Raw genomic sequence first — 23,900 nt, forward strand, 5'->3', positions numbered from 1 at the left:
TAACTTATGTCGGTTAAGCTTGACGAAGCGTCGACTGCTGGCGATCTCAGCGCGCATATCTGTGATTTTTTGGCTGCGCAATCCTTAGCGCCTGACAGCAAGTTAGTACTGGCTTACAGTGGTGGGGTTGATTCCGAAGTCTTGGCCTTTGGTTTAAGCCAGTTTGCACGGCAACATCCGGAGTTTAATTATCAGCTAGTGTATGTACACCATGGCCTAAGCGATAACGCTGAGGCTTGGGCACAGCATTGCCTTGAGCGGGGCCAGTATTACTACCTGCCCGTGACGGTTGAGCGAGTCGCGGTTAATCGTGGACCAAGATTGAGCCTTGAAGCCGAAGCTCGAAAAGTCCGTTATCAAGCGATTGAACGGCATTTAAGCGAAAATGATGTGTTGTTGACAGCTCACCATGAAGACGATCAGCTCGAAACTATTCTGCTGGCGCTCAAACGTGGTCAAGGCCCGAAAGGGCTGGCGGCCATGGGGCAAGTACAAGCATTAGCACAAGGCAAACAATTGCGGCCGTTATTGGATATCAGCCGTGAGCAGATTGAAGCCTACGCAAAACAGCAGGGCTTAGTGCATATTGAAGATGAAAGTAATCAAGACGATAAGTACGATCGAAATTTTTTACGCTTAGAAATTATTCCCCGCTTAAAAGCGCGTTGGCCGAGTATTGCGACAACTGCGAGTCGCAGTGCGGCATTGTGCGCCGAACAACAGGCGACGCTGGATTTACTGGTGAGTGAACGTTTACCTTTATGGTTAACCCAAGCGCCTTACCATACTCAAAGTGTATTCAAGCTCGATGGTTTTGCCGAACAGTCAGCCGACTGGCAAGCGTTACTCTTACGTGGCTTTATTGAATCCCAAGGTTTTGCTTTGCCCTCAAAGGTGCAGCTTAAGCAAATCATCACTCAGCTTCTTAACGCGAAAGACGATGCTAAAGTGCATATTCGAGTGGGTGAGTGTGAAATCCGCCGCTTTGCTAATCAAGTCTATTTATTCAAGTATCAAACTCACAAACGTCACACTCAGCCTGTGAGTTGGACGTTGCCACAGCATGACTTTATTTCTTTATTACAGGGAGATAGTACCGAATTAGTCGTGTCGCCTGCGGGCTTAGCGAATGGTGAGCAGATTAGGCTGATAGTGACAAAACAAGGTCCCAGAGTCCGTTTACCTTTGCCTGATGAAGTCGTTAGTGTGCGTTATCAACTTGCGGGGCAATTTCGCTGCCACCCGCATTCTCGGGGTAAGGGGCGAGAATTAAAGAAACTGTGGCAAGAGTTTGCCATTCCGCTTTGGGTACGCGAAAAGGTGGGGTTTGTGTTTTATGGCGAGCAACTGGTGATGGCAATTGGGCTGTGGGTTGAAAAGGGCTTTATTGTTGAGTCGAATGGACTTGGTTTACAGGTGTTTGTTGAGGGAGCAAAGGAATTCTAGTCGAGAGTTAATCTTGGAATATTGGTGTGTTCTAGGAAAGCGAGAGGAGAGTGGAACGCAGCGCGTCAGTTTGATTTAGACCTTTATGGGGTACGCGCTGCGAGTGAGTTATCGCATTTCATTTGGCATCCATGCGCGTGTTAAACTAATTGATTTTGGCTGAGTTTATAGCAGTTACGTCCGGCGGCTTTGGCTTGATAAAGCGCCTTATCGGCGAGTTCATAAAGTTGTTCGGCTTCAATGGTATCGTGTGATTCTGCCGCCCCTAAACTACAGCTCACCCCAAATTGATTGAAACTACTGTGCTGATTGATTACCGAGACAATCCGTTCACATAACAAGCCTGCCGCATGAATATTGCCTTGGACAATAATGACGAATTCATCACCACCAATCCGGAAGGCTTGATCTGTGTTGCGTATGGTTGCACGAATGATGTCACCAAATTCCTTCAGAATATAGTCACCACATTTATGGCCGAATTTATCATTAAGTTGTTTAAAGTTATCAAGATCAAGCACTATCAGAGCGACTGCTCCTTGTTTTCGATGGGCTCTTGCGGTCGCATTACTGAGACTCTGACTGTAATAATGGCGATTGCCTAAGCCTGTGAGCGAGTCAAACATAGCTTGCATCGACATTTCTTGATATTGCAACGCATTTAATAAGGGTTGCAATAACAGCGGTTCAATATCCTGTAAGTTTGAGGTTTGTGATGGCGTAAATGGCGTCACCAGTTGGTACTGAATCGTTAATGGCATTCCTGCACACATGAGCTGTCGTTTGACGCTGATACCATAACGTTTGCCCCAGCTGAATTTGTGCTCGCCATAGGTTAAGCGCACGCCTTGGATCGGCAAGTGTTGTCCCAGCACTTTGCCATAGCAGGCAAAGACTGTCCTAGGATCTAAACTGGCATGCAGTTGTTGGATCACTTGTATCAAGTCCAATGGATTATCATTGGGACTATAATGTTCTGTTTGATAGCGATATTCGTCGGGATATAGCTCGGTCGCTAGGCCAAAGTCCATAATCATCACTCCAGCAAATGTTAGTGCGATACATCTCTAACCTAGTCTAAGCAAATACCGTGCCGCAATATTTGTTAATAAAATTTGTCTTTGTTAGTCATTCAGTTAAGCTTAAAACTCAGCGTTAGATTTTTTGACACGTCAGCATTTTGACAGGAGTCATAGCCCCAATGGAACATAGCTTCTTAATCCAAATACTACTTATGCTCGTGATTGCCATTGTGGCCATTGCTGTGCTGCGCCGTTTGGGTCTACCCGCAATTCTGGCTTATTTACTCACAGGGGTAGTGAGTGGCCCGAGTGGTTTTCACTGGTTTACCCAGCATCAAATGCAATCTGTTGCCGAGCTTGGCGTTGTGCTGCTGATGTTTACCTTAGGCTTAGAGTTCTCTGTGCCGCGGCAGTGGGCTATGCGCCGGACTGTATTTGGCTTAGGCAGTGCACAGATGGTGATCACGACCCTGTTGACCATGGGCTTGGCCCTATTGTGAGGCCTGAATTGGGTTGAAGCCTTGGTTATCGGTGCTGCCATCGCGTTGTCATCTACTGCTATTGTCCTCAAATTACTCAATGAGCAAGGATGGCTGAGGCGCCGCCACGGCGAGCTCTCCGTCAGCGTGCTTTTGTTCCAAGATTTAGCGGTTGTGCCGCTGTTGATCCTATTGCCATTACTGGCCAATGGCGGCGAACCTTTGATGGTCGCGGACATCGCCTTTGCCTTGCTCAAAGGCATATTGGCCTTTTTCCTCTTAATGGCGTTTGGTAAGTGGGCGTTGCCGCGGATATTTGATGAGGTTGCGCGTTCTCGCTCCAATGAGCTGTTTGTATTATCGACCTTAGTCGTTGCGCTTGTCACAGGGGCTTTTACTCAGTGGCTAGGATTATCTATGGCGCTGGGGGCATTTATGGCGGGTATGCTGTTGGGAGAAAGCCAGTACCGCCGCCAACTTGAGGCGGATATACGACCGTTTCGTGATCTATTGATGGGGCTGTTTTTCATCTCCATTGGCATGATGCTGGACTTTACCTTAGTGATGCGTTTCTGGTGGCAGATACTGCTGATCTTAGTGGCGGTTGTGCTAGGTAAGGCGCTGATCATTCATGGCATTTTAAGATTAGTAGGCGAGCCCTTTCGAATTGCGATGAGTACGGCTATGAGCTTAGCTCAAGTGGGGGAGTTCAGTTTTGTGGTATTGGCTTTAGCGGTCAACTATCAACTTTTAAATAATGAGATCAGTACCATATTAGTCATGGTCGCCGTGCTTTCCATGGCAATAGCTCCTTGGTTAGTTCGTCATAGTGTGGATATTGCTAAGTGGGCGCTGGGGATCCGTCAGGCAAAGCATGTGGATGAAGCTGTGCCATTGATGATGGATGATCATGAGCTGGTGATGATTTTTGGTTACGGCCGAGTAGGACAAACCATTGCCCGTTTTTTAAAAACTGAAGCTGTACCTTATCTGGTATTGGATCTCGATCCAACGCGTGTCACTGAAGCGCGTCGTGCTGGCGAACCTATTTATTTCGGTGATGTGTGTAAACGGGCAATTTTAAAACAAATGGGCGTTAAACAGGCCAAGATGATCGTTATCACTTTTTGTGAGTCACGTAGTTTAGAAGAAGTCTTACCTTTATGTAAGTTATTGGCACCAGAGGCTAAAATTTTAGTTAGAACTAAAGACGACAGCGATCTAGACTTGCTTAAAAAGGCGGGAGCTAATCAAGTGATCCCTGAGTCTTTAGAGGGGAGCTTGATGTTAGTATCGCAGGTACTACACCAATGTGGTGTGCCATTGGCACGGATCCTAAAACGGCTAGAATCTGAGCGGCGCAATCATTATCAATTTTTACACGGCTTCTTTTCCGGCACAGAAACTGATTTTACTTTAGAGTCATTGCATGCGGTGGCATTACCGCGTGGGGCTGACGCGATTGGTAAAACGGTTGCCGATATCTTGTGGGAAACATTGAAAGTAGAGTTAAGGGCGATTCGTCGCAATGGCGCTGAAGTGGAACATCCTGAGCAGGACTGGGTTTTTCGTGCAGGGGATATCTTACTGATAGTGGGTAAACCACGAAGACTTGAGAAAGCCGAGGCTAAACTCTTGCACGGCTAAAGCCAAAGGCTGGCTTTTTAGATACGGTTGAATTGCAGATATAAAAATGCCGACATAGTGTCGGCATTTTTGTCTGGAACTTGTTAACTTAAATTAGACAAAGTCTAATTACAGAATAACTACGTTCGCAGCTTGAGGACCTTTTTGGCCTTGTTCGATGTCAAAAGAAACCTTTTGACCTTCAGCAAGAGTTTTAAAGCCTTCTGAAACGATTGCGCGGAAATGAACGAATGCGTCAGCGCCACCATTGTCAGGAGAAATAAAACCAAAACCTTTATCTTCGTTAAACCATTTAACTACACCAGTAGTTTTAGACATGAATGTCTCCAAAATTTTCAAACAAATAATTCGCAATTATGCGGTATGTTAGCCAGAAATAGAATTATTTACATTGATGATAAGTTATGAGTGGAAAGCTTCATGACAGCAAAAAAAATATTACAGGCGTAGCGAAGGTTTTCAAATACATAATATTGCTTATAAATAGGTCTGAATCACAGGCCGGAGTGCAGATTAACATACTCTAGGGGTTTGTATAGTTTTATTTTTAAATACCTCTCATATTGAAACTGCTTTTTTGCGACTTATTGAGTGCGAAATTAGATATAACTATTAATATTCAATCATTTATATTGTATTTTTGATTGTTGTCTAGTGTGAAAATATTTTTTATGTTTGCCACGACTGACTTGCGATTAACCTTTTAATCCGTTCCATTAGGCTTAAATGCGGCTTGTATGCTTAGGTAAGGATTCTGTCATGATTCGTTACGTTATTGAATTGTTGCTTATTTGTGGTTAATGGTATTCTCGTCATCCAATAAAAACGTGCTTGAGCTATGGATTCAGGGCGATAACTTTAGATTGAATATAATAAGAATGGAGAATGACGTTGAAAACAGTACTAAAACGGATTGGACTCGGCAGCTTAGTCTTAGTGCTGTTATTAGTGGCGCTGGCCGCCCATGAATGGTTTGCGAAAAAGCCGTTTTTCTTTCGCGCATTTCTAGACCGCAGTGTGGTCAAGATGGCTTTCGAAAGCCCTGAGACCTTAACCTCATTGGGTTTCTTAGAATCGGTAGGGATTACAGGCCATAACGCCGATTTGGATGATGATAGTCCAGAGGCGATGGATAAGACTTTCGCGCAAGTGCGAGATCTGCGTGAAACCTTATTGAGCTATTCCGATACGGATTTAGATGAAAATCAACGCATATCCAAGGATATAGCCTTATATCTTGCCGATTTCGCATTGGTCTCTGAGCCCTATCGTTACCATAACTATCCGCTGAATCAGTTGTTTGGCGTGCAAAACGGGTATCCAAGCTTTATGCAGGCGCAGCACCAAGTGCATTCTGTGGGCGATGCTGAAAACTATCTGTCGCGTTTACAAAAGGTGAAACTTAAGTTTGCGCAAACTCTCGAAGGTTTAAAAATTCGTGAGGCTAAGGGGATTATCCCGCCAAAGTTTGTGATTGAGCGTGTTCTGACCGAGATGAATGAGTTTGTCGCGATGCCAGTGCAAGACAATATTCTCTACAGTTCCTTCAAAACTAAATTGGCTGACACGGATATCAGTGCCGATGAGCAAGCACGGTTATTGGCAGCGGCGGAAGCGGACATTAAAGGTTACGTGCATCCAGCGTATCAATTATTTATCGACTACCTTACCCAGCTACAAGCCAAAGCTGGGACGGATGATGGTTATTGGGCGCTGCCTAATGGCAACCTTGCTTATGAGCAACTGCTGAAGTTCTTCACGACCACCAATTACACTGCGGATGAAATCCATGCCAAAGGGCTGGCAGAGGTAGATCGCATTCAAAATGAAATCATGACTATATTAGCCGCTGAAGGTTACGATGTGGGCCAAGGTTTCTCGGTCGCGATTGAAGCATTAGCCGCCGATCCTAAGTTTTACTACGAGGATAGCGATGCGGGTAGGGCGCAAATCCTCGTCGATTATCAAGCGATTCTTGATGAAGTGAATGCGGGACTCAGTGATGCCTTTCGTATTCGACCCGAAGCGGGCATGGAAGTGGTGCGTATTCCTGAGTTTAAAGAGAAAACAGCGCCAGGTGCCTATTATCAGCAGCCCGCGATTGACGGTAGTCGTCCAGGGCGTTTCTATGCCAATTTATATGACATCAAGGCCACGCCTAAATACGGTATGCGCACTTTAGCCTACCACGAGGGGATCCCTGGGCATCATTTCCAAATTGCAGTGGCGATGGAGTTAGAAGGTATGCCACTTATTCGTAAGATGGCGCCTTTTACGGCGTACATTGAAGGTTGGGCTTTATATAGCGAACGTTTGGCTTGGGAGCTCGGTTTTCAAAAGGATCCCTTTGATAATATCGGTCGTCTGCAGGCAGAGTTGTTCCGCGCTGTGCGTCTAGTGGTAGATACAGGTATTCATCATAGCCGTTGGACTCGCGAGCAAGCGATTGACTATATGAAGAAAAATACTGGCATGTCCGATCGTGATGTCACGGCAGAGATTGAGCGTTATATCGTTATGCCAGGCCAAGCGACGGCCTATAAAGTCGGCATGATGAAAATTCTCGAACTGCGCGAAAAAGCCAAGTTGGCCTTAGGTGATAAGTTCGATCTCAGGGATTTCCACGATGTAGTTCTGAAGAATGGTGCAGTTCCTTTGGATATCTTAGAAACATTAGTCGATCGCTACATTGCTGATAAAAAAAGTGCTGATACAAAAAAGGCTGAGGTCAAAGCCACTGACGCTAAAGCGCAAGTTTAGCATTTGGTTATAGCAGTTAACGCTCACTCATTGATAATAATTGATATTTATCAATTGCTTTTCTCTCGATAAAGCCCATACCCTGTCTGCGAATAAGTGTGTTCTCTTATCTTGCAGGCAGGGTGGGTTTATCGATAGAGGCTATCATTCTGGCTTTCGGCCAAGGCTTTCAATACAATCCCACACAACTTATTGATAAATGTCGCGCGGCAATGGCTTGCTATTGCTCGGAGTTGATATTTTTAGTTTCAAGGTTTTTACATGAATCGCTTGTCCCCCCAAGATCCTATCCAATTGACTCGAACCACGATTGAGTCATTATTCACGCCGCCAACCTTAATGCGCGCCCGTGATTATGTGATGAAGGGACGGGTGTTGAGCGCCAAAGCGAACGCCGATTTTCGTCATATTGAAGGTCGTGTCATGGGGACGGAATCCCAGCCCTATCGGCAGGATATTCGCCTTGTCAGCATGAACCATAAGTTGATCATGAATGGCTTCTGTTCATGTCCCGCCACTGGGCATTGCAAACATATTGCTGCCGTACTTTACAGTTTACTTAGCGATAGAACCGTTGAAGATCAACGTATTGCTCAGTGGTTACATCTGCTAGACGAAAGTGATGATCTCACGGTTTCAAATGTCGATTTACTCTACGACGATCGCGTGCTGTACGTGTTATCTAAAGATGATAACTGTGTCTTTCTTGAGCTAAGAAAAGGCAAGTTGGCGAAGAATGGTGGCTATAACAAAGGCTCGAAAATCGCTTTGTCTGACGTGCAATATTATATGCCCGCTTGGATTGGCGCTGAAGACGTGCTCATCATCAATCTCATCATGTCAACTCGTCGCCATGGTGCCTCTCGCCTGTATCTTAAAGCTCAGTTAGGTGCCATGGCACTGGAAAAAATGCTCGTCACTGGGCGGTGTTTTTGGGAGGAGAGTCGTTTACCGCTCACCCGAGGTGAAGCGAGCAAGCCTGAATTCATTTGGTTAGATAAGGATGCCGAGCATAAACAAATGCAGTTAATGCTGCCCAATAAGGACAATTGGGAGCTTATCCCCTGTGAGCCACCGACTTATATCGATTTAGATTATTTTAAAGTGGGCGCATTGGACACTGAGATCAGTGTTGAAAAGCTGTTATTACTCAGTCAGATGCCGCCAGTGCCTAGCTCACAGATTGAATTGGTGAGCCACAAACTGATTAAGCATTTTTCGGCGAAAACGGTACCTACGCCTGCTTTGATTGATTTTGTCGAGCTACAAGTGCCGCTTCAAGTTAGGTTGACCTTAACATCGCAGGATTTACCTGAGTTTGCTATGGCGCAGCCACTAGTGCTGCTGGAGTTTATCTATCAAGACGTGGTGCTCGGCGGTCAGTATCCCGACGAGCCCTTGTCCTTAGTCACTCATCAAGGCAAAACCTATCAAATCGCGCGTCAACTCGATGCGGAAATGGATGCGATTAATCGTTTGATGGCATTGGAACTGGTGGAGCTGGCGCCTTCTTTTATCCCTAACAGTGGTAGCTATGTCAGCATTTGGGGGTTAGGTTCACTGCCTGAAACGATTGATGTTTGGTTGCACTTTATTCAACAGGAAATCCCGGCGCTAGAGGCTTTAGGTTACCAAGTGCATTTTGCCGACAATTTCAGCTTAAATGTCATTGAGACTCCACTGGCGATTGAACTGGATGATACGCAAGAGGGGTGGTTTTCTCTGTCACTGAATGCTGACATCGATGGTCAAATAGTGCCTATGCTGCCCTTAATTGCCACTTGGCTTAAGCAGTACGGTGAGCCCGCCGATGATGCAGAACTGCTGTTGCCCAGCCCAAATGGTGATTGGTTAAAAGTCAAAGCTAGCGTGATTAAGCCGCTGATCAGCATTATTTTAGAACTGTTCGATAGCCACAAAGGCAATAGCGTGTCTTTGCCTAAATACCGTGCCCACCTATTAAATGATTTTGCCGACAGTGATATTCGTCTGCTTAATGGCGAACGGGTACGCAGTTTAGCGACTAAGCTCGAAAATTTTAACGGTGTGTTAGAGGTCGCAGTCCCAGACAACTTAAATGCTGAGTTACGTCAGTATCAACAGCAAGGGTTGAATTGGCTCTGTTTCTTAAAGGAATATCAGCTTGGCGGTATTTTGGCCGATGATATGGGGCTGGGTAAAACCATTCAAACCTTGGCTTTTTTACTTAAGCAGCAAGAACTAAAAACTACGGTAGCAAGTTGTTCACCGAGTTTAATTATTTGCCCAACGAGCTTAGTGGGTAATTGGGCTAAAGAAGCCGCGAAATTTGCGCCATCGTTAAAGCTAGTCGTTATTCATGGTGCTTTACGCAAGCCTTTGCTCGAACGCTTAAATGAGTTTGATATAGTGGTGACGACCTATCCGCTGATCGTGCGCGACAGTGACTATTATCAACAGCAGGTGTTTGAACATATCGTGCTGGATGAAGCGCAGCAGATAAAAAATGCGCAGGCGAAAGTGACTCAAGTGATTAAAGATCTTAAAGCGCCGTTTAGATTGTGCCTGTCGGGTACGCCGCTTGAAAATCATTTGGGTGAACTTAAGTCTTTGATGGATTTTTGTTTGCCCGGACTACTCGGCACGAATGCCTTCTTTAACAAATCCTTTAGGCACAAAATAGAACGTTATGGCGATATGGAGCAAGCGCAAATCTTGAGTCAGCGGATTGCGCCTTTTGTGTTGCGTCGAACCAAAGATGAAGTGGTCGGTGAATTACCCCCTAAAACCGAAATCTCCCAGAGCTTAGAGTTAGAAAAAGATCAGCGAAATCTCTACGAGAGTATTCGACTGGTGATGGAGAAAAAACTGCGGGATTTATTTGCCACTCAAGGCGTTGGTAGCAGTCATATCGAGTTTCTTGATGCCTTACTTAAGCTACGCCAAGCTTGCTGTGATCCGCGCTTGGTGAAGTTAGAGCAAGCGCAGAAAGTGAAGAATAATGCTAAGTTAGACTGGCTAAAACAGAACTTGCCCGAGATGGTGCAAGAGGGGCGTAAGATATTGATTTTCAGCCAGTTCACTAGCATGCTCAGCTTGATTGAAGCAGAGTTGGTGGACCTGGGGCTCGATTACAGTAAACTCACAGGACAAACTCGTCTGCGCCAAGCGCAGATAGATAAGTTCCAAGAGGGCAATACGCCTGTGTTCTTAATCAGCTTAAAAGCGGGCGGCACTGGGCTCAATCTCACCGCGGCGGATACTGTGATCCACTATGATCCCTGGTGGAATCCGGCGGCGGAAAAACAGGCTACGGATAGAGCCCATCGTATCGGCCAAGATAAGCCAGTGTTTGTTTATAAGCTGATTGCAGAAGGTACAGTAGAAGAAAAAATCCAAGAAATGCAGCAGCATAAGCAAAGTCTGGCGGACAGTATTCTCGAAGGTAAAGGCAAGGGCACATGGCAAGGAAGCGCCGATGAACTGTTATCGCTCTTTAGCTAAATCGTGGCCAGTTTTTCTAAATTGATTGAATCATTTGACTGAGGTGAACCATGCAGTACCAAGTCGACACTCATACCCATACTGTGGCTTCGAGCCATGCTTATAGCACGATTCATGACTACTTAGCGGTGGCAAAGCAGAAGGGGATTCGCCTATTTGCCACCACAGATCATGGGCCTGCGATGGCCGATGCGCCGCATTTTTGGCACTTTGTGAATTTAAGAGTTTTGCCACGTATGGTTGATGGCGTCGGGATTTTGCGGGGTATCGAAGCCAATATCAAAAATATCGACGGCGAGATTGATTTCTTTGGCGATTATTTAAAGCAGCTCGATATTGTGCTCGCAGGATTTCATGAGCCCGTCTATCCTCCGTCAGATAAAGCGACTCACACAGAGGCCATGATTAATGCGATTAAGAGCGGCAAGGTTGATATCATTACTCATCCAGGTAATCCAGCCTATCCAATTGATATTGAAGCTGTTGCCCGCGCCGCTGCCGAATACGGTGTGGCGCTCGAAATTAACAATTCCTCCTTTGAAGTGTCCCGTAAGGGCAGCGAAGCTAATTGCACTGCGATTGCCAAAGCGGCCAAGGAATTTGGCACGATTTTAGTTATGGGCTCTGATTCCCATGTGGCTTTTAGCTTAGGCGGTTTTGCGCGGGCGCAAGCGATTATCGATGAAGTGGCTTATCCGCCATCACGATTACTCAATCGTAGTCCTTCAGCACTCTTAGCCTTTTTAGCCGCCCGTGGCCATGAAACCGTTGCTGATTTGATCCCCTTATTCAGTGACGATGAGCCATGCTGTTGATTAGTGATGAAAATAGTGGCAACTAAAGTGACGCCATTTCAATGCGGGGTGGCTAGTGCCACAGACGCTAACACTCCTCAAGTGGTGTTAATCACTGGTGCGAAGAGTCAGCTCGCTCAGGCCTTGCTGAGAGTCGCTGCCGATATTGGTGAGCTAGCCCCAAATACCAGCACAAGTACAAGTGCAAACTCAGTCGTACCACTTAAGCTTTATGCGCTAAGTCGTAGTCAGTTAGACATTACGGATGCCGCCAATATTGCCGCCGTATTTGATCAATATCGACCAAGCTGGGTGATCAATTGTGCGGCCTATAATGCGGTCGACGCAGCTGAGCATGATGCAATCGAAGCGAATCGCGTGAATGCACTCGGCCCTGAGTTACTGGCGCAGCAATGTTGGCTGTCGGGCGCCCGCTTACTGCATGTGTCGAGCGATTATGTGTTTGGTGGTCATGCTGTTCGTGATGTTAGAGAAACTGGCGCTGAGCAGTATCAAAATCCAGACTCAGCTTTAAACCCAAACCCAAACCAAGTTCATTTACCAAGGCCATTTGTTGAACTTGATGCTCCCGAGCCGTTGTCTGCTTACGGTACGAGTAAGTTGCTCGGCGAGCAGAAGTTATTGGCTGTTCTGGGCGAGGATGCAACGATTGTGCGTACCTCATGGCTCTACGGTCAAGATGGGCATAATTTTGTCCAAACCATGCTGAACTTGATGCGCACTCAACCAAGATTGCAGGTGATAGTCGATCAAATCGGCTGTCCGACGTGGAGTGATGCACTCGCTAAGGTGATTTGGCAATTAGTCATGCAACAGTGCTCGGGCGTATTTCATTACAGCGCTCAAGGCCAATGCAGTTGGTATGAATTTGCCTGTGAAATCCAGCGACAAGCCCTAGCGCTCAATCTGTTAAGTCAACCTGTGGTTATCCAGCCGATTACCAGCGCTCACTATGCTAAACAAGCATTAAATCGCGGCGTGAGTTTGGCAAAAAGACCGAGTTATAGCGTGTTGAATAGTGGTAAATTACGCTCTACTTTGGCTACGAATAATGCACTGTCGATGCCTGAACAGATCGAGTGGCAAGATTGGCGTCAGCAACTGAATTGCATGTTGCGGCGGTTATCTTGACGATAATGAGCGTGACTCACATTTTGCTTTAGGCTGCTTTAATCAGGCGTTAAGTGTTTACGTCGTCTGAGTGATTAACGCTGTCGAAAACAATAAGCCCGCCAATAATCAGATTTAAGCGACGGCTTTAGACTATCAATATGAAAACATAGGCTGTGAATACGAATGCAGCTGGACTTAAGCCTCTTCTCAGCGCTAATGGCTTGCCTTAGTATCATAATCACTTTGTGTATCTGTGGTTTTGCGCGCCGCGGTTTAAGCCGCGAGTCTTAGTCTATTTTGCTTGATGTATGATGAATTTGTTCTAAATTCCCCTTGGATGACAATGGCATAATGCCAAGATATTTAACGCATTAAGGAAGTTTCAGTGACAGACAAGACGACAATAGCGCAGACATTGACCAAACAAGATCTACAGCAAGTGGTCGTGATTGCCAAAGCCGCAGGCGATGCCATTATGACGGTTTATGGTCAAGATGACTTTTCGGTGAGCCATAAGGGGGACGATAGCCCTGTGACGGCCGCCGATTTAGCCGCGCACCACGTGATAGTGGCGGCATTGGCAAAGCAGTTTGTCGGTATTCCTATTATGTCTGAGGAAGCGGCGGATATCGCGTGGGACGTGCGTCGTCAATGGCAAACCTATTGGTTGATTGATCCTTTAGATGGCACTAAGGAATTTATTAAGCGCAATGGCGAGTTTACCGTCAACATTGCGCTTATCCATCAAGGGGTTGCTATCGCAGGTGTAGTATATGCGCCAGTGCTCGATACCTATTATTACGGCGCTAAACATTTAGGTGCATGGCGCCAACAAGCGGGTCAAGAGAGCCCCTTATTGGGCGCCAACACGCCACGCGAAATGCCGATGATTGTCGGCAGTCGCTCGCACTTGAGCCCTGGCTTAGCGCAATATTTACAACAGTTTGGTGAGCATGACATCTTAAGCGTGGGTAGCTCGCTTAAGTTTTGTATGTTGGCAGAAGGCAGTGCCGATCTGTACCCCAGACTGGGTCCTACCAGTGAGTGGGATACCGCAGCGGCGCAAGCTGTGCTCGAAAGTGCAGGTGGCACAGTTGTCTGTTATGACTCAGGTGAACCATTAACTTATAATCAAAAACCTGACATTTTAAACCCTTACTTTATTGCCACAGCTCCTGGCTGGGTAAAATAACGATTGCCTAGAATCAATCTCACTTGATGAAAGGGCAAGCTAAACACTGGAGTAGTAATTCATGATGCGCATGGGCGTCGATTTAGGCGGAACAAAAATAGAATTAGTCGCACTGAGTGATGAGGGCAATGAGCTATTTCGCAAGCGTGTGACGACGCCACGTGACTATCAGGGCACGCTTGCTGCGGTGGTTGATTTAGTTAAGGAAGCGGAAGCGACTCTTGGCGAGAAAGGCACTGTCGGCGTGGGTATTCCAGGTGTGGTATCGCCCTATTCAGGTTTAGTCAAAAATGCTAACTCGACGTGGATCAATGGTCAGCCCCTCGATGTACATTTAGGGGAATTGTTGCAGCGTGAAGTGCGGGTTGCCAATGATGCAAACTGTTTTGCGGTATCAGAGGCGGTCGATGGGGCAGCCGCTGGCGCTTCTGTGGTGTTTGGCGTGATTATTGGTACTGGCTGCGGCGCGGGTGTGGCAATTAACGGCAAAGTTCACGGTGGTGGTAATGGTATCGGCGGTGAATGGGGTCATAATCCTCTGCCTTGGATGACTAAGGAAGAGTTCAATACCACCCGTTGCTTCTGTGGTAATCCCGATTGTATCGAGACCTTTATTTCAGGTACTGGCTTTGTGCGTGATTATAATGCGGCTTTGACTGCAGCGGGTACCGTGCGTGCTCCTGCCAAATCAGGTGCCGATATTATGTTATTAGTCGATGAAGGTGACGCCATTGCGGTTGCTGCGTTTGATCGTTATATGGATAGACTCTCACGTTCACTCGCCCATGTAATCAATATGCTCGATCCCGATGCCATAGTGTTGGGCGGCGGAATGTCGAATGTCGCGGCGATTTACCCAAGATTACCGGCATTGCTGGCCCATTATGTGGTGGGGCGTGAGTGTCATACGCCTGTTGTGCAGAATCTATACGGTTGTTCATCGGGAGTGCGCGGTGCCGCTTGGTTGTGGGAAAAGTGATCCATTATTGAGGATATAAACTCCACCAGTGAACTCATTACGCTATGAAATCAACGTCTAGTGATATCAGAGTCTTGTAAACAATAGCCCAGTAAAACGCTGGGCTAGTTTTATGTGCGATGTGTTCCCCCCGTATTTTGATGCTATGATTGCGCTCCTTTGGATTGCTTGGCATGGACATCATGTTTTGGGTTAAGAAAGTTGTTTCACAGGGGATGATGCCGATTCCCTTTATCCTATTGTTATTACTGATTTCTTTTCTAGTATGGCGCCGTCGCAGTATGGCGAAATACTTAGTATCCTGCGCTTTTTTTCTCTTACTGTTTTTAAGCAGTCAACTGAGTGTGAATACCTTAGTGCGGCCGTTAGAATCAGCTTACCCGATTAATTCCACGCCCATCGCAGGCGCTTGTTTTGTGATGGTATTAGGTTCAGGGCATGCTGATATAGTAGGAGCGACTGCGGTGCAATCCTTATCAGACGTCGCCCTTACAAGGTTAACTGAAGGAATTCGGCAACTTAAGTTGGGTCAAGAGTGTATGTTGATTGTCAGTGGCTGGGGCGGTGAACTCACTCAATTTTCCCATGCTGAAATGATGGCTAAAGCCGCGGTAGAGCTAGGTGTTGATAAAAGCCGAATTATTCAATTTCCACTGGCGCGCGATACGATAGAAGAAGCGCAATACTTAAAGTGGGAGTTAGGGGAGGAGCCCTTTCGCTTAGTCACATCGGCCACTCATATGCCAAGGGCGATGGCTATTTTCGCCGCTAAAGGCTTACACCCCGATGCTGCCCCAACGGATTTTATTGGCCGAGATGATTTTTGGTGGCGGTTAACTGCCGATAATTTAGTGGCTTCTCAACGGGCGATTCACGAATACATTGGCCGTTTGTGGTTATGGATAAAGGCCGTAAGTTAAAGGTGTGGTTTGCCAAGTTCAGTCTAAAGATAGTGAGTTTTAACAGGAAGATGAACAATGACAATTGAGTCAGAAATAGTATCTGTGCGTCCTTTATCGAAACGAAATGGGTTAACCTTAACTTGGCTGGGAGGCTTAAGTCTGGTGCTGGGTTTGGGACTGTTTCTGACGTGGCCGGCCTTGTTTGCTGTTGGTTTGATGTTTTTTAGTTTGGGCGCTATTTCACTCATTCTCGGTTTAGCCAAGGTGTATGAGCCGGAAACGACTCTAGCACTAGATGACAAGGGGCTGACCTATTTTCATCGCCGCGGCAAAGTGTCTATCGATTGGGATAATATTCAGCGGGTCGATATTCCGCGGGTGACTAATGGTTTAGATACTATAGAGTTATCTTATTTAGGCATTAAACTGAAACATTTAAATCCCATTCTCGATAATATTTCCCTGCGTCTAGCAACAGGATTATTAACTGAACAGCGACCTTTGCTGGTGACAGCCGCCTCTCAAGATGCAGACTTAGCGACTTTAGAAACTTATCTCGGCGCTGAGTTTGGCCCTTTAGTGATAGAAGGGGATCGTTATCGTGGTGTATTGGCTATGTTTGGGCATCGCTGCGTGATGTTAGATACGCGTTTAGGGTATCACTTGTATATTCCCCATGACAGTTTAGATAGGGAACCTAAGGACTTTATCAAGTTACTTAGACAACGTATCGCGCAATGTAGCCGCTCAGCTGGTTAAATCTACAATCTCAATTGAAGATCATCAGCAATAAAAAAGGGGACCCTAGGGTCCCCAATGAGTTGCAGAGATTAAAGTTTGGGTTGTGCAGGGGCAACCCAAAGGTACTAGTGTGCTACCTCTGCGTGTACCTTATCTACACCGTAGGTTTTACCTTCAGCATGACAAGTTGCGCAAGATTCTACTGGTAAGTTAGGATCTGTCATTGCGTCAGCTTCAACCACAGCACCGTTGCTTCTAAAGTGAGCGACAGCCGCTGCATCAGAGTGAGCGTGACAGCTACGGCATGATTCAGCTACTGGGCTAATGTAGTTGCTACCCACTTTGATTGAACGTTTCTCAGAGGCTAAACCACCGTCAGCCGCAAACAGTTTTGCATCATCTTTGTGACATGCAGAACATGCAGTTTCTGGTGACGGATAACCGACTAATTCACCATTGGCATCGCGGAAGATCCCTGCGATAACATCAAAGTTACCACTGTGGAAACGGTGGGCGACGGTGAATAAGTCTTTGTTATTGAAAGTGACTTCTGGATTAATGACTTTGCTACCGTCTTCACCTTTAGAAACCACTGTTTTATGGCCTGATGCACCTGTTGTATCGTTGTGACAGTTCATACATTGATCAAAAGTGTAAGTTCCGTGTCTGGTGCCCTTGATATAATCTAAGGTGCCGTGACAGGCGTTACATTTTGCTTCTTCTACGGTAATTCGAGCAGGATCTGTCATTCGAGCTTTAACTACTGCAGAAGCATCTAAGCTATAGAATTTAACAGGAGCAGTGTTACCAATTGGATTTGTTGGGCCAAATTCAAGTCCTGTGGCATTACAGCTACTCACTTTACCTGCTTTGATACAGACGTTGGCTTCTGAACTGACGTAGATAGTACCTACAGCTTGGGCATCGGGAATATCTTTTACGAAGGTTAATACACCATCGGCCAGCGTACCATTTTCAAGCTTAAGAGCGATTGCTGTTGGTTTGACATCTCTCCAAGCGTAAACAGTACCATCAGTGGTTACGTTACCCAGTAATAAGCCGTTAGCCACAAACATACCTGTAGGGTTAGTTGTCGCGTTATACACTTTTAAATCGGTTCCGTTAGGAATTGCAGCGCCATTCATGGTCACATTGGCTTTTAATGTCAATGTTTTCATTCCAGGTGTTGCTGAAGTCGCTACTGCTGCACTGGTAAAGTCAACTTTGAATAGGCTTGCATACTCAGCGCGTTTACCGACACTGTGCACAGCTTCAGGTGTTAAGCTACCGCTGCCATGGCAAGATTTACATTGAGTATCATCAGCTTGGGCTAAACCAAATTCTGAATGGTTTTCGCCAGTGGTGAAGTTCACATTGATATGACAACCCACACAAGCTTGTGCATAAATATTGGTGTTATAACTTGGTGCACCATCATGACAAGATTTACATTCTTTCAAATCAGATGGGAAACCAACTTCACCGAAATATTCTTTTGCTTCGCCACTTAAGCTGTCACTGATGTGATGACCTGCGTGGATCCTATGGATCATGGGAGCAAAATCAAAAAACCAACCTTCGGCCAGTTGTGCGTCACTTGGAACGAGATCAGGGTTATGGCAAGTTACGCAGTTTTTAACATCTTGGTAGTTATGGTGGGCTTCAATCTTCGCGATATGGCCGTCTACTTCACCGTGACAGTTTTTACATGCCGCACTAGATACTGTGTCTTTACCCGATACACCTAATTCATCTGTTGCAGGGATAAAATCAACGGGTACAGACAAAATCTTGTCAGATAGGACAACACCAGTACTATCAGCGATGTTGTAAGCACGTAAAAAGACTCTGTGTACTGCGTTTGGATTATCATTTGGATTAATGATTGGCGCTGCGCCACCATAAGTCCAAGTTGCTGTGTAAGTGCCTGGCGTCGCTGTATCTTCGGTTAAAGTACAAGCGTTTTTAGTTCCGTTCAGGCCGTTTAGAGTACAAGTTAACGAAGTGCCAGCTGCATTTGCCGTGGCATTATTTTGCCACTCAATCGGCGCGCCAGTACCTGAGGTGTTTTCATTTGCTGTTAAAGAATAAATTGCAATTTTATCCAGTCCTTTGAAAGGGACTACTTTGCCTGCATTTTTACCCGTAACAGTAAATTTAACACTGAAGCCTTCACTGCTGGTCACTTTAATGTCAGCAGGACTTAACGTGAATGCCAGATCTGTAATGGATTGAGCTGTCGTTGCGAAGGAACCCGCAGGGGCTCCGGGTGTACCTGGTGTTCCGGGAGTGCCTGGTGTTCCGGGTGTACCTGGTGTGCCAGGTGCCCCATCTTGACCATCGCTTCCGTCCCCGCAGGCGGTAAGACTTAAGGTACTGACGAGAGCCAGTGCCAGTAGAGATTTATTGTAGTTTTTCATCATCGCGTCCCTTTTTCTATCTATAAGACTGCGTGTGCAGTGCCTCTAATATAGGAGGATTCATCTACTTATAAAGTGGTATTTGCAAATTTGTATCTGATATGTGAACGATGATTTAACACCTGCGAATGGTAATTCTAAACTTTGCATTTTGATATTTTAAATAGTGAAATTAAGCTGCTAGCCTATGATGTGTATCACAATTTCAATCTTTAAACTTAGGCCGAAATGATGAATTCATTTTCGGTTAAGCAAAATGAACGATGTTAAGAGAGCCTGAATCTTAAGTCGTTATCTTAAGGTTTTGAGCATAAAAGCAATGGGATAAGAGGGCGAGGATTGGGGGAAGATATGGCATTTTAAAGTGATTTAATTGTGCCTTGGATAAATAGAAGCCATAACCCAGTAAACCCACTTAACATCCATGACGTAAGCTCATGACGTAAGCTAGGTTGATGAACTTAGTGTGTAATCTATTTTTGTATTAGTGTGCTGGTTCGAGTGCGGCAAGTAAGGAGCGCACGACGAGATCACACTGGCTTTGGCTGTAACGCCGATGAATTGCAGGTTTCTCAATCAGATAATAATGTGGCGCCATCATAGTTTCGTGGAGTCTATTAAGCTCTGTGTCGCTAAGGCGCTCGAGATGTAATCCGGGCATATGTTTAACTGTGTGCATATCAATGCTAGAACAAAAAGCCACACTCTTCATGGTTAATAGATGGGCATACCATTCCTCCCTGTCTATCACTTTCTCTACGGTAGGCAATAAGATACCTTGGCGCTGGCAAAATAATTCTAAGGGATCGATTTTACTGTTAAAGCCCTTGAGTTCTTGAAACAGAAACGGATGGCGACAAATTTGCTCTAAGGTAATATTCGTCTCAACGTCCCAAAGTGGGTGTTGCTTGGCTGCAACGATATAAATGCCATTGATTGAGCCAAGTTTGGTGTAACTTAATTCTTTATTTTCAGCACTTTCAAACGTAATCCCAAAATCAAGCGCACCTGCGTGGATCAACTCAGCGCTATTTTCCTGCCATTTATGTAAGCGTATTTGTCCTAGCTTTTGGGCAAGTTCAGGAGTGCTTAACTGAGGCGCTAAAAAGCTTAGCAGGCCATTACAAGCAGCGATATGCAGCGGTAAGTCGGTATTGATGGCCGCATTTTGTATCTGGATTGCAGATTGTTCGAGGTGATAAACCGATTCAGTAAACTGGCAAATAGCAACGTAGAGACTTTCTGCTAAAGGCGTCGGTTTAAGCCCCTGTTGACGACGATAAAATAGTTCATCGTTAAAGGTTAGGCGTAATGCATTGAGGCAGCGGCTTATTTTGGGTGCAGAAACATCTAGCGCTTTGGCCGCGCTATTTGCGTGTCCAGTGTCGAAAATACTTTTAAATACAAGCAAGGTAAAAACATCGAGTTCACAGATCTGTTTTAGTAATAAGTTGCTCATTTTGTATTTTGCCCTGTATGAGTCTTAAATGCTTTTGCGGTGCTATTAGGGGAGTTCTGTGTCCTTGCGATTACCCGAACCACCGCGATCAAATATCATAATTACTAACTGGCAAGATTAACATTCAGCATGCGGATTAACTGTGATCCCTCTCGGCAAAATAACAATTATTTAACCATTGTAAAGAGGAGAGTTGGGGGGAGTTAGGTGAGTAGGCGCTATGTTTAACATCGAGCGATAAGGAATGATTGAGCTAAAAGAGTGAGTCAAAGTCTGCTCACCTAAGGCGGCGAGCAAACGATAGTGATGCATTTTGGATTAACGAGATTCTATGACGTCGTTTTGCACGGACGGTAAGTTGAGTGAATCTGCTGTTGGTGTATGGCCTATTGCATGGGAATAAATGGTTGGTGCATCTTCTTTAATCCGCATCCCGATAAATTGGCCACCCTCAAGGATTTGCATTGAGGTACTTGCCACTTCGCCGTCGACAACACCATTACGTTGGATCACTAAACGCTCACAAATGAGTCTGCCTTTGAAGTGCCCATCGACGATAAATTCATGGCACTTTACTTCACCTTGAATTATACCGCCTTGTTCTATGGTGATATTGGCCTCAGAAAGCAGCTGACCTTGGATATCACCGCCCACAAGCACGTCGCCTGTTAATTCGATATTTCCCGTGAGTTTAGTGCCTCGAGCAATAAAGCTAAAAGAGGTACTTTTTTTAGGCGGGAAAAACAGTTTTTTTACAAACATCATCATAAATTAACTTAATTCGAGAAGGGATTAACTGAGTTCAACAGAGGCGCGATACTAGCTTAAAATCCATGAGAAGCACAGCTCTGCATGTGTTAATGCAATTACAGTGTTCTATCAAGTTGGTCGTTTTATCTCAATGGCTTTGCTAGGGCAAGGAGCTACGCAGGCACCGCATCCAGTACAAAGGTCAAGGTCTATTTTGGGGCTCGGAGCCTGACCAATACTGAGCACAAAGCTGATGGCTCTTGGTTCGCAGGCATCCTTACAACTTTGGCACCAGATCCCTTGAAAGGTTAAGCAGCTTTCTTGGATATGGGCTTGGTATTGCCAAGGTGCTTGAGTCAAATCGAAAATATTTTCAGGGCAAGCCTTAGCACACAGAGTACAAAATGTGCACTCATTGTCCTTAAAGGAGACTTCAGGAAATCCGCCATCACCTTTGATGATAATGTGAGTTTCACAAATCTCAAGACAGGCGGAACAACGAGTACACACATCGGTGAACTCGATATCATCACGCACCCAAGGCGGCCTTATCGCATTATCTTTACGCCGGCTAAAGAGGCTGCGACGGCTGTGATTAATACTTTGAGTCATGTTGCTCCTCGGGTGGTTAATGATGTAAAGCGATGGTATTTAGAGGGATAAAGAAAAATGGCTTGGGAGATTTCCACAAGCCATTCAAGTTATTAGCCGTTATAACCATTGGGATTGGTTGATTGCCAATGCCAGCTACTGTTGGCCATATCTTCTAGGGTATGAGTCGCTTGCCAGCCAAGATCTTCCCTTGCGTGGGTTGGATCGGCGTAGCAGGCGGCAATATCCCCTGGGCGACGTGGCGCAATTTGGTAGGCAATGGTGTTACCACAGGCTTTTTCAAAGGCCTTAACCATGTCTAATACACTATATCCTTGGCCTGTGCCTAAGTTATAGGTCACTAGACCAGGTTTAGTGGCCAATTTTGCGAGCGCTTTTAAATGGCCATTGGCTAAATCCACGACATGGATATAGTCACGCACGCCGGTACCGTCGTGAGTCGGATAATCATTACCAAACACGCTCAAGGCGGTGCGTTTACCCACGGCAACCTGCGCAATAAAGGGCATTAAGTTGTTAGGGATATCGTTAGGATCTTCGCCGATTAAGCCACTGGCATGGGCGCCAACCGGATTAAAATAGCGTAGACGGGCGATATTCCAGCTCGGATCGGCATTGTGTACATCTGCCAGTATATGTTCAACCATCAACTTAGACTGACCATAAGGGTTTGTTGCCCCTGTAGGGAAGTCTTCGGTGATCGGTAAACTTGCGGGATCGCCATACACAGTTGCCGATGAGCTGAATACGAGATTTTTTACCTTAAATTCTGCCATGACTTGGCAAAGGATAAGCGTACCCGTAACGTTATTCTCATAATACTTAAGGGGTTTTGCGACGGATTCTCCCACCGCTTTTAATCCTGCAAAGTGGATAACTGAATCAATAGCATGATCGTTAAACACTTTCTGCAATAACGCTTTATTGAGAATATCGCCTTGATAGAAAGTAACCGATTTACCAGTGATCCGCTCGACTCGGTTTAAGGCTTCTATGCTTGAATTAGACAAGTTGTCCAATACAATCACATCATTACCAGCATTGAGCAGTTCTACTACTGTGTGGGTGCCAATATAGCCAGCACCACCGGTCACTAAAATCGTCATTACTTAATTCCTTTTACAACGGTTTTTAAATAGTGCGCAAAATCTTCACCGATTTCGCTGTGGCGCAGGGCATATTCAACGTTAGCACGCATATAACCTTGCTTGTTACCACAGTCATGGCTCTTACCTTCCATGTAGTAAGCATTTACGGTTTCTTGCTTCATTAACATCGCAATCGCATCCGTTAATTGAATTTCATCGCCTGCGCCCGCAGGGGTTTTAGCCAGTAGCGGCCAAATGCTGGCTGGTAACACATAACGGCCTACAACGGCTAAGTTAGATGGCGCTTCATCCACGGCTGGCTTCTCAACCAGTTCGACTAATGGCTCAGATTCACCCGGTTGTAAATCATGACCATTCACATCGGCAATACCGTATTGGTTGACGACGTTATGTGGCACGCCTTCCACCATGATTTGACCGACTTGGGTTTCATCAAACAGGGCAACCATAGCGGCTAAGTTATCGCTACGAAGGTCACAGCTGGCTTCATCTATGATCACATCCGGTAGCAATACGGCAAATGGTGCATCGCCGACGACAGATTTAGCACACAAAATCGCATGACCTAAGCCTTTAGCTTGAGATTGGCGCACGCTGATCACTGTTACATCTTTAGGACAAATAGATTGTACGGCTTCAAGTAACTGACGTTTAACGCGGCGTTCTAATTGGGCTTCTAATTCGAAACTGGTATCGAAATGGTTTTCGATAGAGTTTTTACTGGCGTGGGTCACGAGTACAATTTCTTTGATCCCAGCTGCGATAGCTTCACTGACTACATATTGAATCAATGGCTTATCGACAACAGGTAACATTTCCTTTGGAATTGCTTTGGTCGCTGGAAGCATACGAGTGCCTAGGCCTGCGACAGGAATAACGGCTTTACGAATTTGATGTTGTTTCATTGCGAACCTTTTAGGTCAAGGAGATGCGGTTAATGGCCAATATTGTAAATGACCTGCACAGAAAAG

Annotated in this window: 17 protein-coding genes and 1 pseudogene; 10 read left to right on the top strand and 8 right to left on the bottom strand. The window is 45.7% G+C overall.

Annotation, left to right across the window (positions count from 1 at the left end):
- Positions 1–6 precede the first annotated feature (6 nt).
- Positions 7–1,446, top strand: a complete 1,440-nt coding sequence (gene tilS / locus L5M40_RS06075; RefSeq protein ID WP_263175347.1) for a tRNA lysidine(34) synthetase TilS — start codon at positions 7–9, stop codon at positions 1,444–1,446.
- A 140-nt stretch (positions 1,447–1,586) separates the two neighbouring features.
- On the opposite strand, the gene L5M40_RS06080 is transcribed toward tilS, so the two are convergent.
- Positions 1,587–2,477 carry a GGDEF domain-containing protein gene (locus L5M40_RS06080; protein ID WP_105249714.1) on the bottom strand — a complete coding sequence of 297 codons (891 nt, stop codon included), beginning with the start codon at positions 2,475–2,477 and terminating at the stop codon, positions 1,587–1,589.
- Positions 2,478–2,647: 170 nt separating this feature from the next.
- On the opposite strand from L5M40_RS06080, the pseudogene L5M40_RS06085 reads away from it, so the two are divergent.
- Positions 2,648–4,594 (top strand): annotated as a pseudogene (locus L5M40_RS06085) (monovalent cation:proton antiporter-2 (CPA2) family protein).
- Positions 4,595–4,702: 108 nt separating this feature from the next.
- On the opposite strand, the gene L5M40_RS06090 reads toward L5M40_RS06085, so the two are convergent.
- On the bottom strand, positions 4,703–4,912 hold the full coding sequence (locus L5M40_RS06090; protein WP_006080998.1) for a cold-shock protein: 210 nt from the start codon (positions 4,910–4,912) through the stop codon (positions 4,703–4,705).
- A gap of 567 nt (positions 4,913–5,479) precedes the next feature.
- Here L5M40_RS06090 and L5M40_RS06095 point away from each other — a divergent pair.
- The 8 genes from L5M40_RS06095 (at position 5,480) to L5M40_RS06130 (ending at position 16,597) form a co-directional block, all read left to right on the top strand.
- Positions 5,480–7,354: a DUF885 domain-containing protein gene (locus L5M40_RS06095; protein WP_263175345.1), complete on the top strand. Its 1,875-nt coding sequence runs from the start codon at positions 5,480–5,482 to the stop codon at positions 7,352–7,354.
- Between the two features lie 261 nt (positions 7,355–7,615).
- Entirely contained in the window at positions 7,616–10,837 is a 3,222-nt protein-coding gene (locus L5M40_RS06100; protein ID WP_263175343.1) for a DEAD/DEAH box helicase, read from the top strand.
- Positions 10,838–10,887: 50 nt separating this feature from the next.
- Complete coding sequence (locus L5M40_RS06105) at positions 10,888–11,652, top strand: phosphatase (RefSeq protein WP_028760589.1); 765 nt, start codon at positions 10,888–10,890, stop codon at positions 11,650–11,652.
- 6 nt (positions 11,653–11,658) lie between these two features.
- On the top strand, positions 11,659–12,783 hold the full coding sequence (locus tag L5M40_RS06110) for an SDR family oxidoreductase (protein WP_263175342.1): 1,125 nt from the start codon (positions 11,659–11,661) through the stop codon (positions 12,781–12,783).
- Between the two features lie 367 nt (positions 12,784–13,150).
- Entirely contained in the window at positions 13,151–13,957 is an 807-nt protein-coding gene (gene cysQ, locus L5M40_RS06115; protein WP_263175341.1) for a 3'(2'),5'-bisphosphate nucleotidase CysQ, read from the top strand.
- 61 nt (positions 13,958–14,018) lie between these two features.
- Entirely contained in the window at positions 14,019–14,936 is a 918-nt protein-coding gene (mak, locus tag L5M40_RS06120) for a fructokinase (RefSeq protein WP_263175340.1), read from the top strand.
- A gap of 218 nt (positions 14,937–15,154) precedes the next feature.
- The gene (locus L5M40_RS06125) at positions 15,155–15,856 is read left to right on the top strand and encodes a YdcF family protein (RefSeq protein ID WP_263166099.1); all 702 of its coding nucleotides are present in this window, start codon (positions 15,155–15,157) and stop codon (positions 15,854–15,856) included.
- A 57-nt stretch (positions 15,857–15,913) separates the two neighbouring features.
- Positions 15,914–16,597, top strand: coding sequence for a DUF2982 domain-containing protein (locus tag L5M40_RS06130; protein ID WP_131523788.1), 684 nt, complete (start codon positions 15,914–15,916; stop codon positions 16,595–16,597).
- A 107-nt stretch (positions 16,598–16,704) separates the two neighbouring features.
- Here the strand turns inward: L5M40_RS06130 and L5M40_RS06135 are convergent, their stop codons facing one another.
- The 6 genes from L5M40_RS06135 to galU all read right to left on the bottom strand — a co-directional run bounded on the left by L5M40_RS06135 (position 16,705) and on the right by galU (position 23,834).
- Complete coding sequence (locus L5M40_RS06135; RefSeq protein ID WP_263256407.1) at positions 16,705–19,002, bottom strand: OmcA/MtrC family decaheme c-type cytochrome; 2,298 nt, start codon at positions 19,000–19,002, stop codon at positions 16,705–16,707.
- Positions 19,003–19,483: 481 nt separating this feature from the next.
- Positions 19,484–20,458, bottom strand: coding sequence for a LysR family transcriptional regulator (locus L5M40_RS06140; protein ID WP_263196489.1), 975 nt, complete (start codon positions 20,456–20,458; stop codon positions 19,484–19,486).
- A 318-nt stretch (positions 20,459–20,776) separates the two neighbouring features.
- The gene (locus L5M40_RS06145) at positions 20,777–21,226 is read right to left on the bottom strand and encodes a polymer-forming cytoskeletal protein (RefSeq protein ID WP_173245805.1); all 450 of its coding nucleotides are present in this window, start codon (positions 21,224–21,226) and stop codon (positions 20,777–20,779) included.
- A gap of 111 nt (positions 21,227–21,337) precedes the next feature.
- Complete coding sequence (gene napF, locus L5M40_RS06150) at positions 21,338–21,820, bottom strand: ferredoxin-type protein NapF (RefSeq protein WP_198573593.1); 483 nt, start codon at positions 21,818–21,820, stop codon at positions 21,338–21,340.
- 92 nt (positions 21,821–21,912) lie between these two features.
- Positions 21,913–22,926 (bottom strand): UDP-glucose 4-epimerase GalE, encoded by a 1,014-nt coding sequence (gene galE / locus L5M40_RS06155; protein ID WP_028760579.1) that lies wholly within the window; start codon positions 22,924–22,926, stop codon positions 21,913–21,915.
- Complete coding sequence (gene galU / locus L5M40_RS06160) at positions 22,926–23,834, bottom strand: UTP--glucose-1-phosphate uridylyltransferase GalU (RefSeq protein WP_028760578.1); 909 nt, start codon at positions 23,832–23,834, stop codon at positions 22,926–22,928. Before galU ends, galE begins: the two co-directional genes overlap by 1 nt.
- Positions 23,835–23,900 lie beyond the last annotated feature (66 nt).

The organism is Shewanella sp. SM68 (assembly GCF_025653925.1).
Lineage (GTDB): Bacteria > Pseudomonadota > Gammaproteobacteria > Enterobacterales > Shewanellaceae > Shewanella > Shewanella oncorhynchi.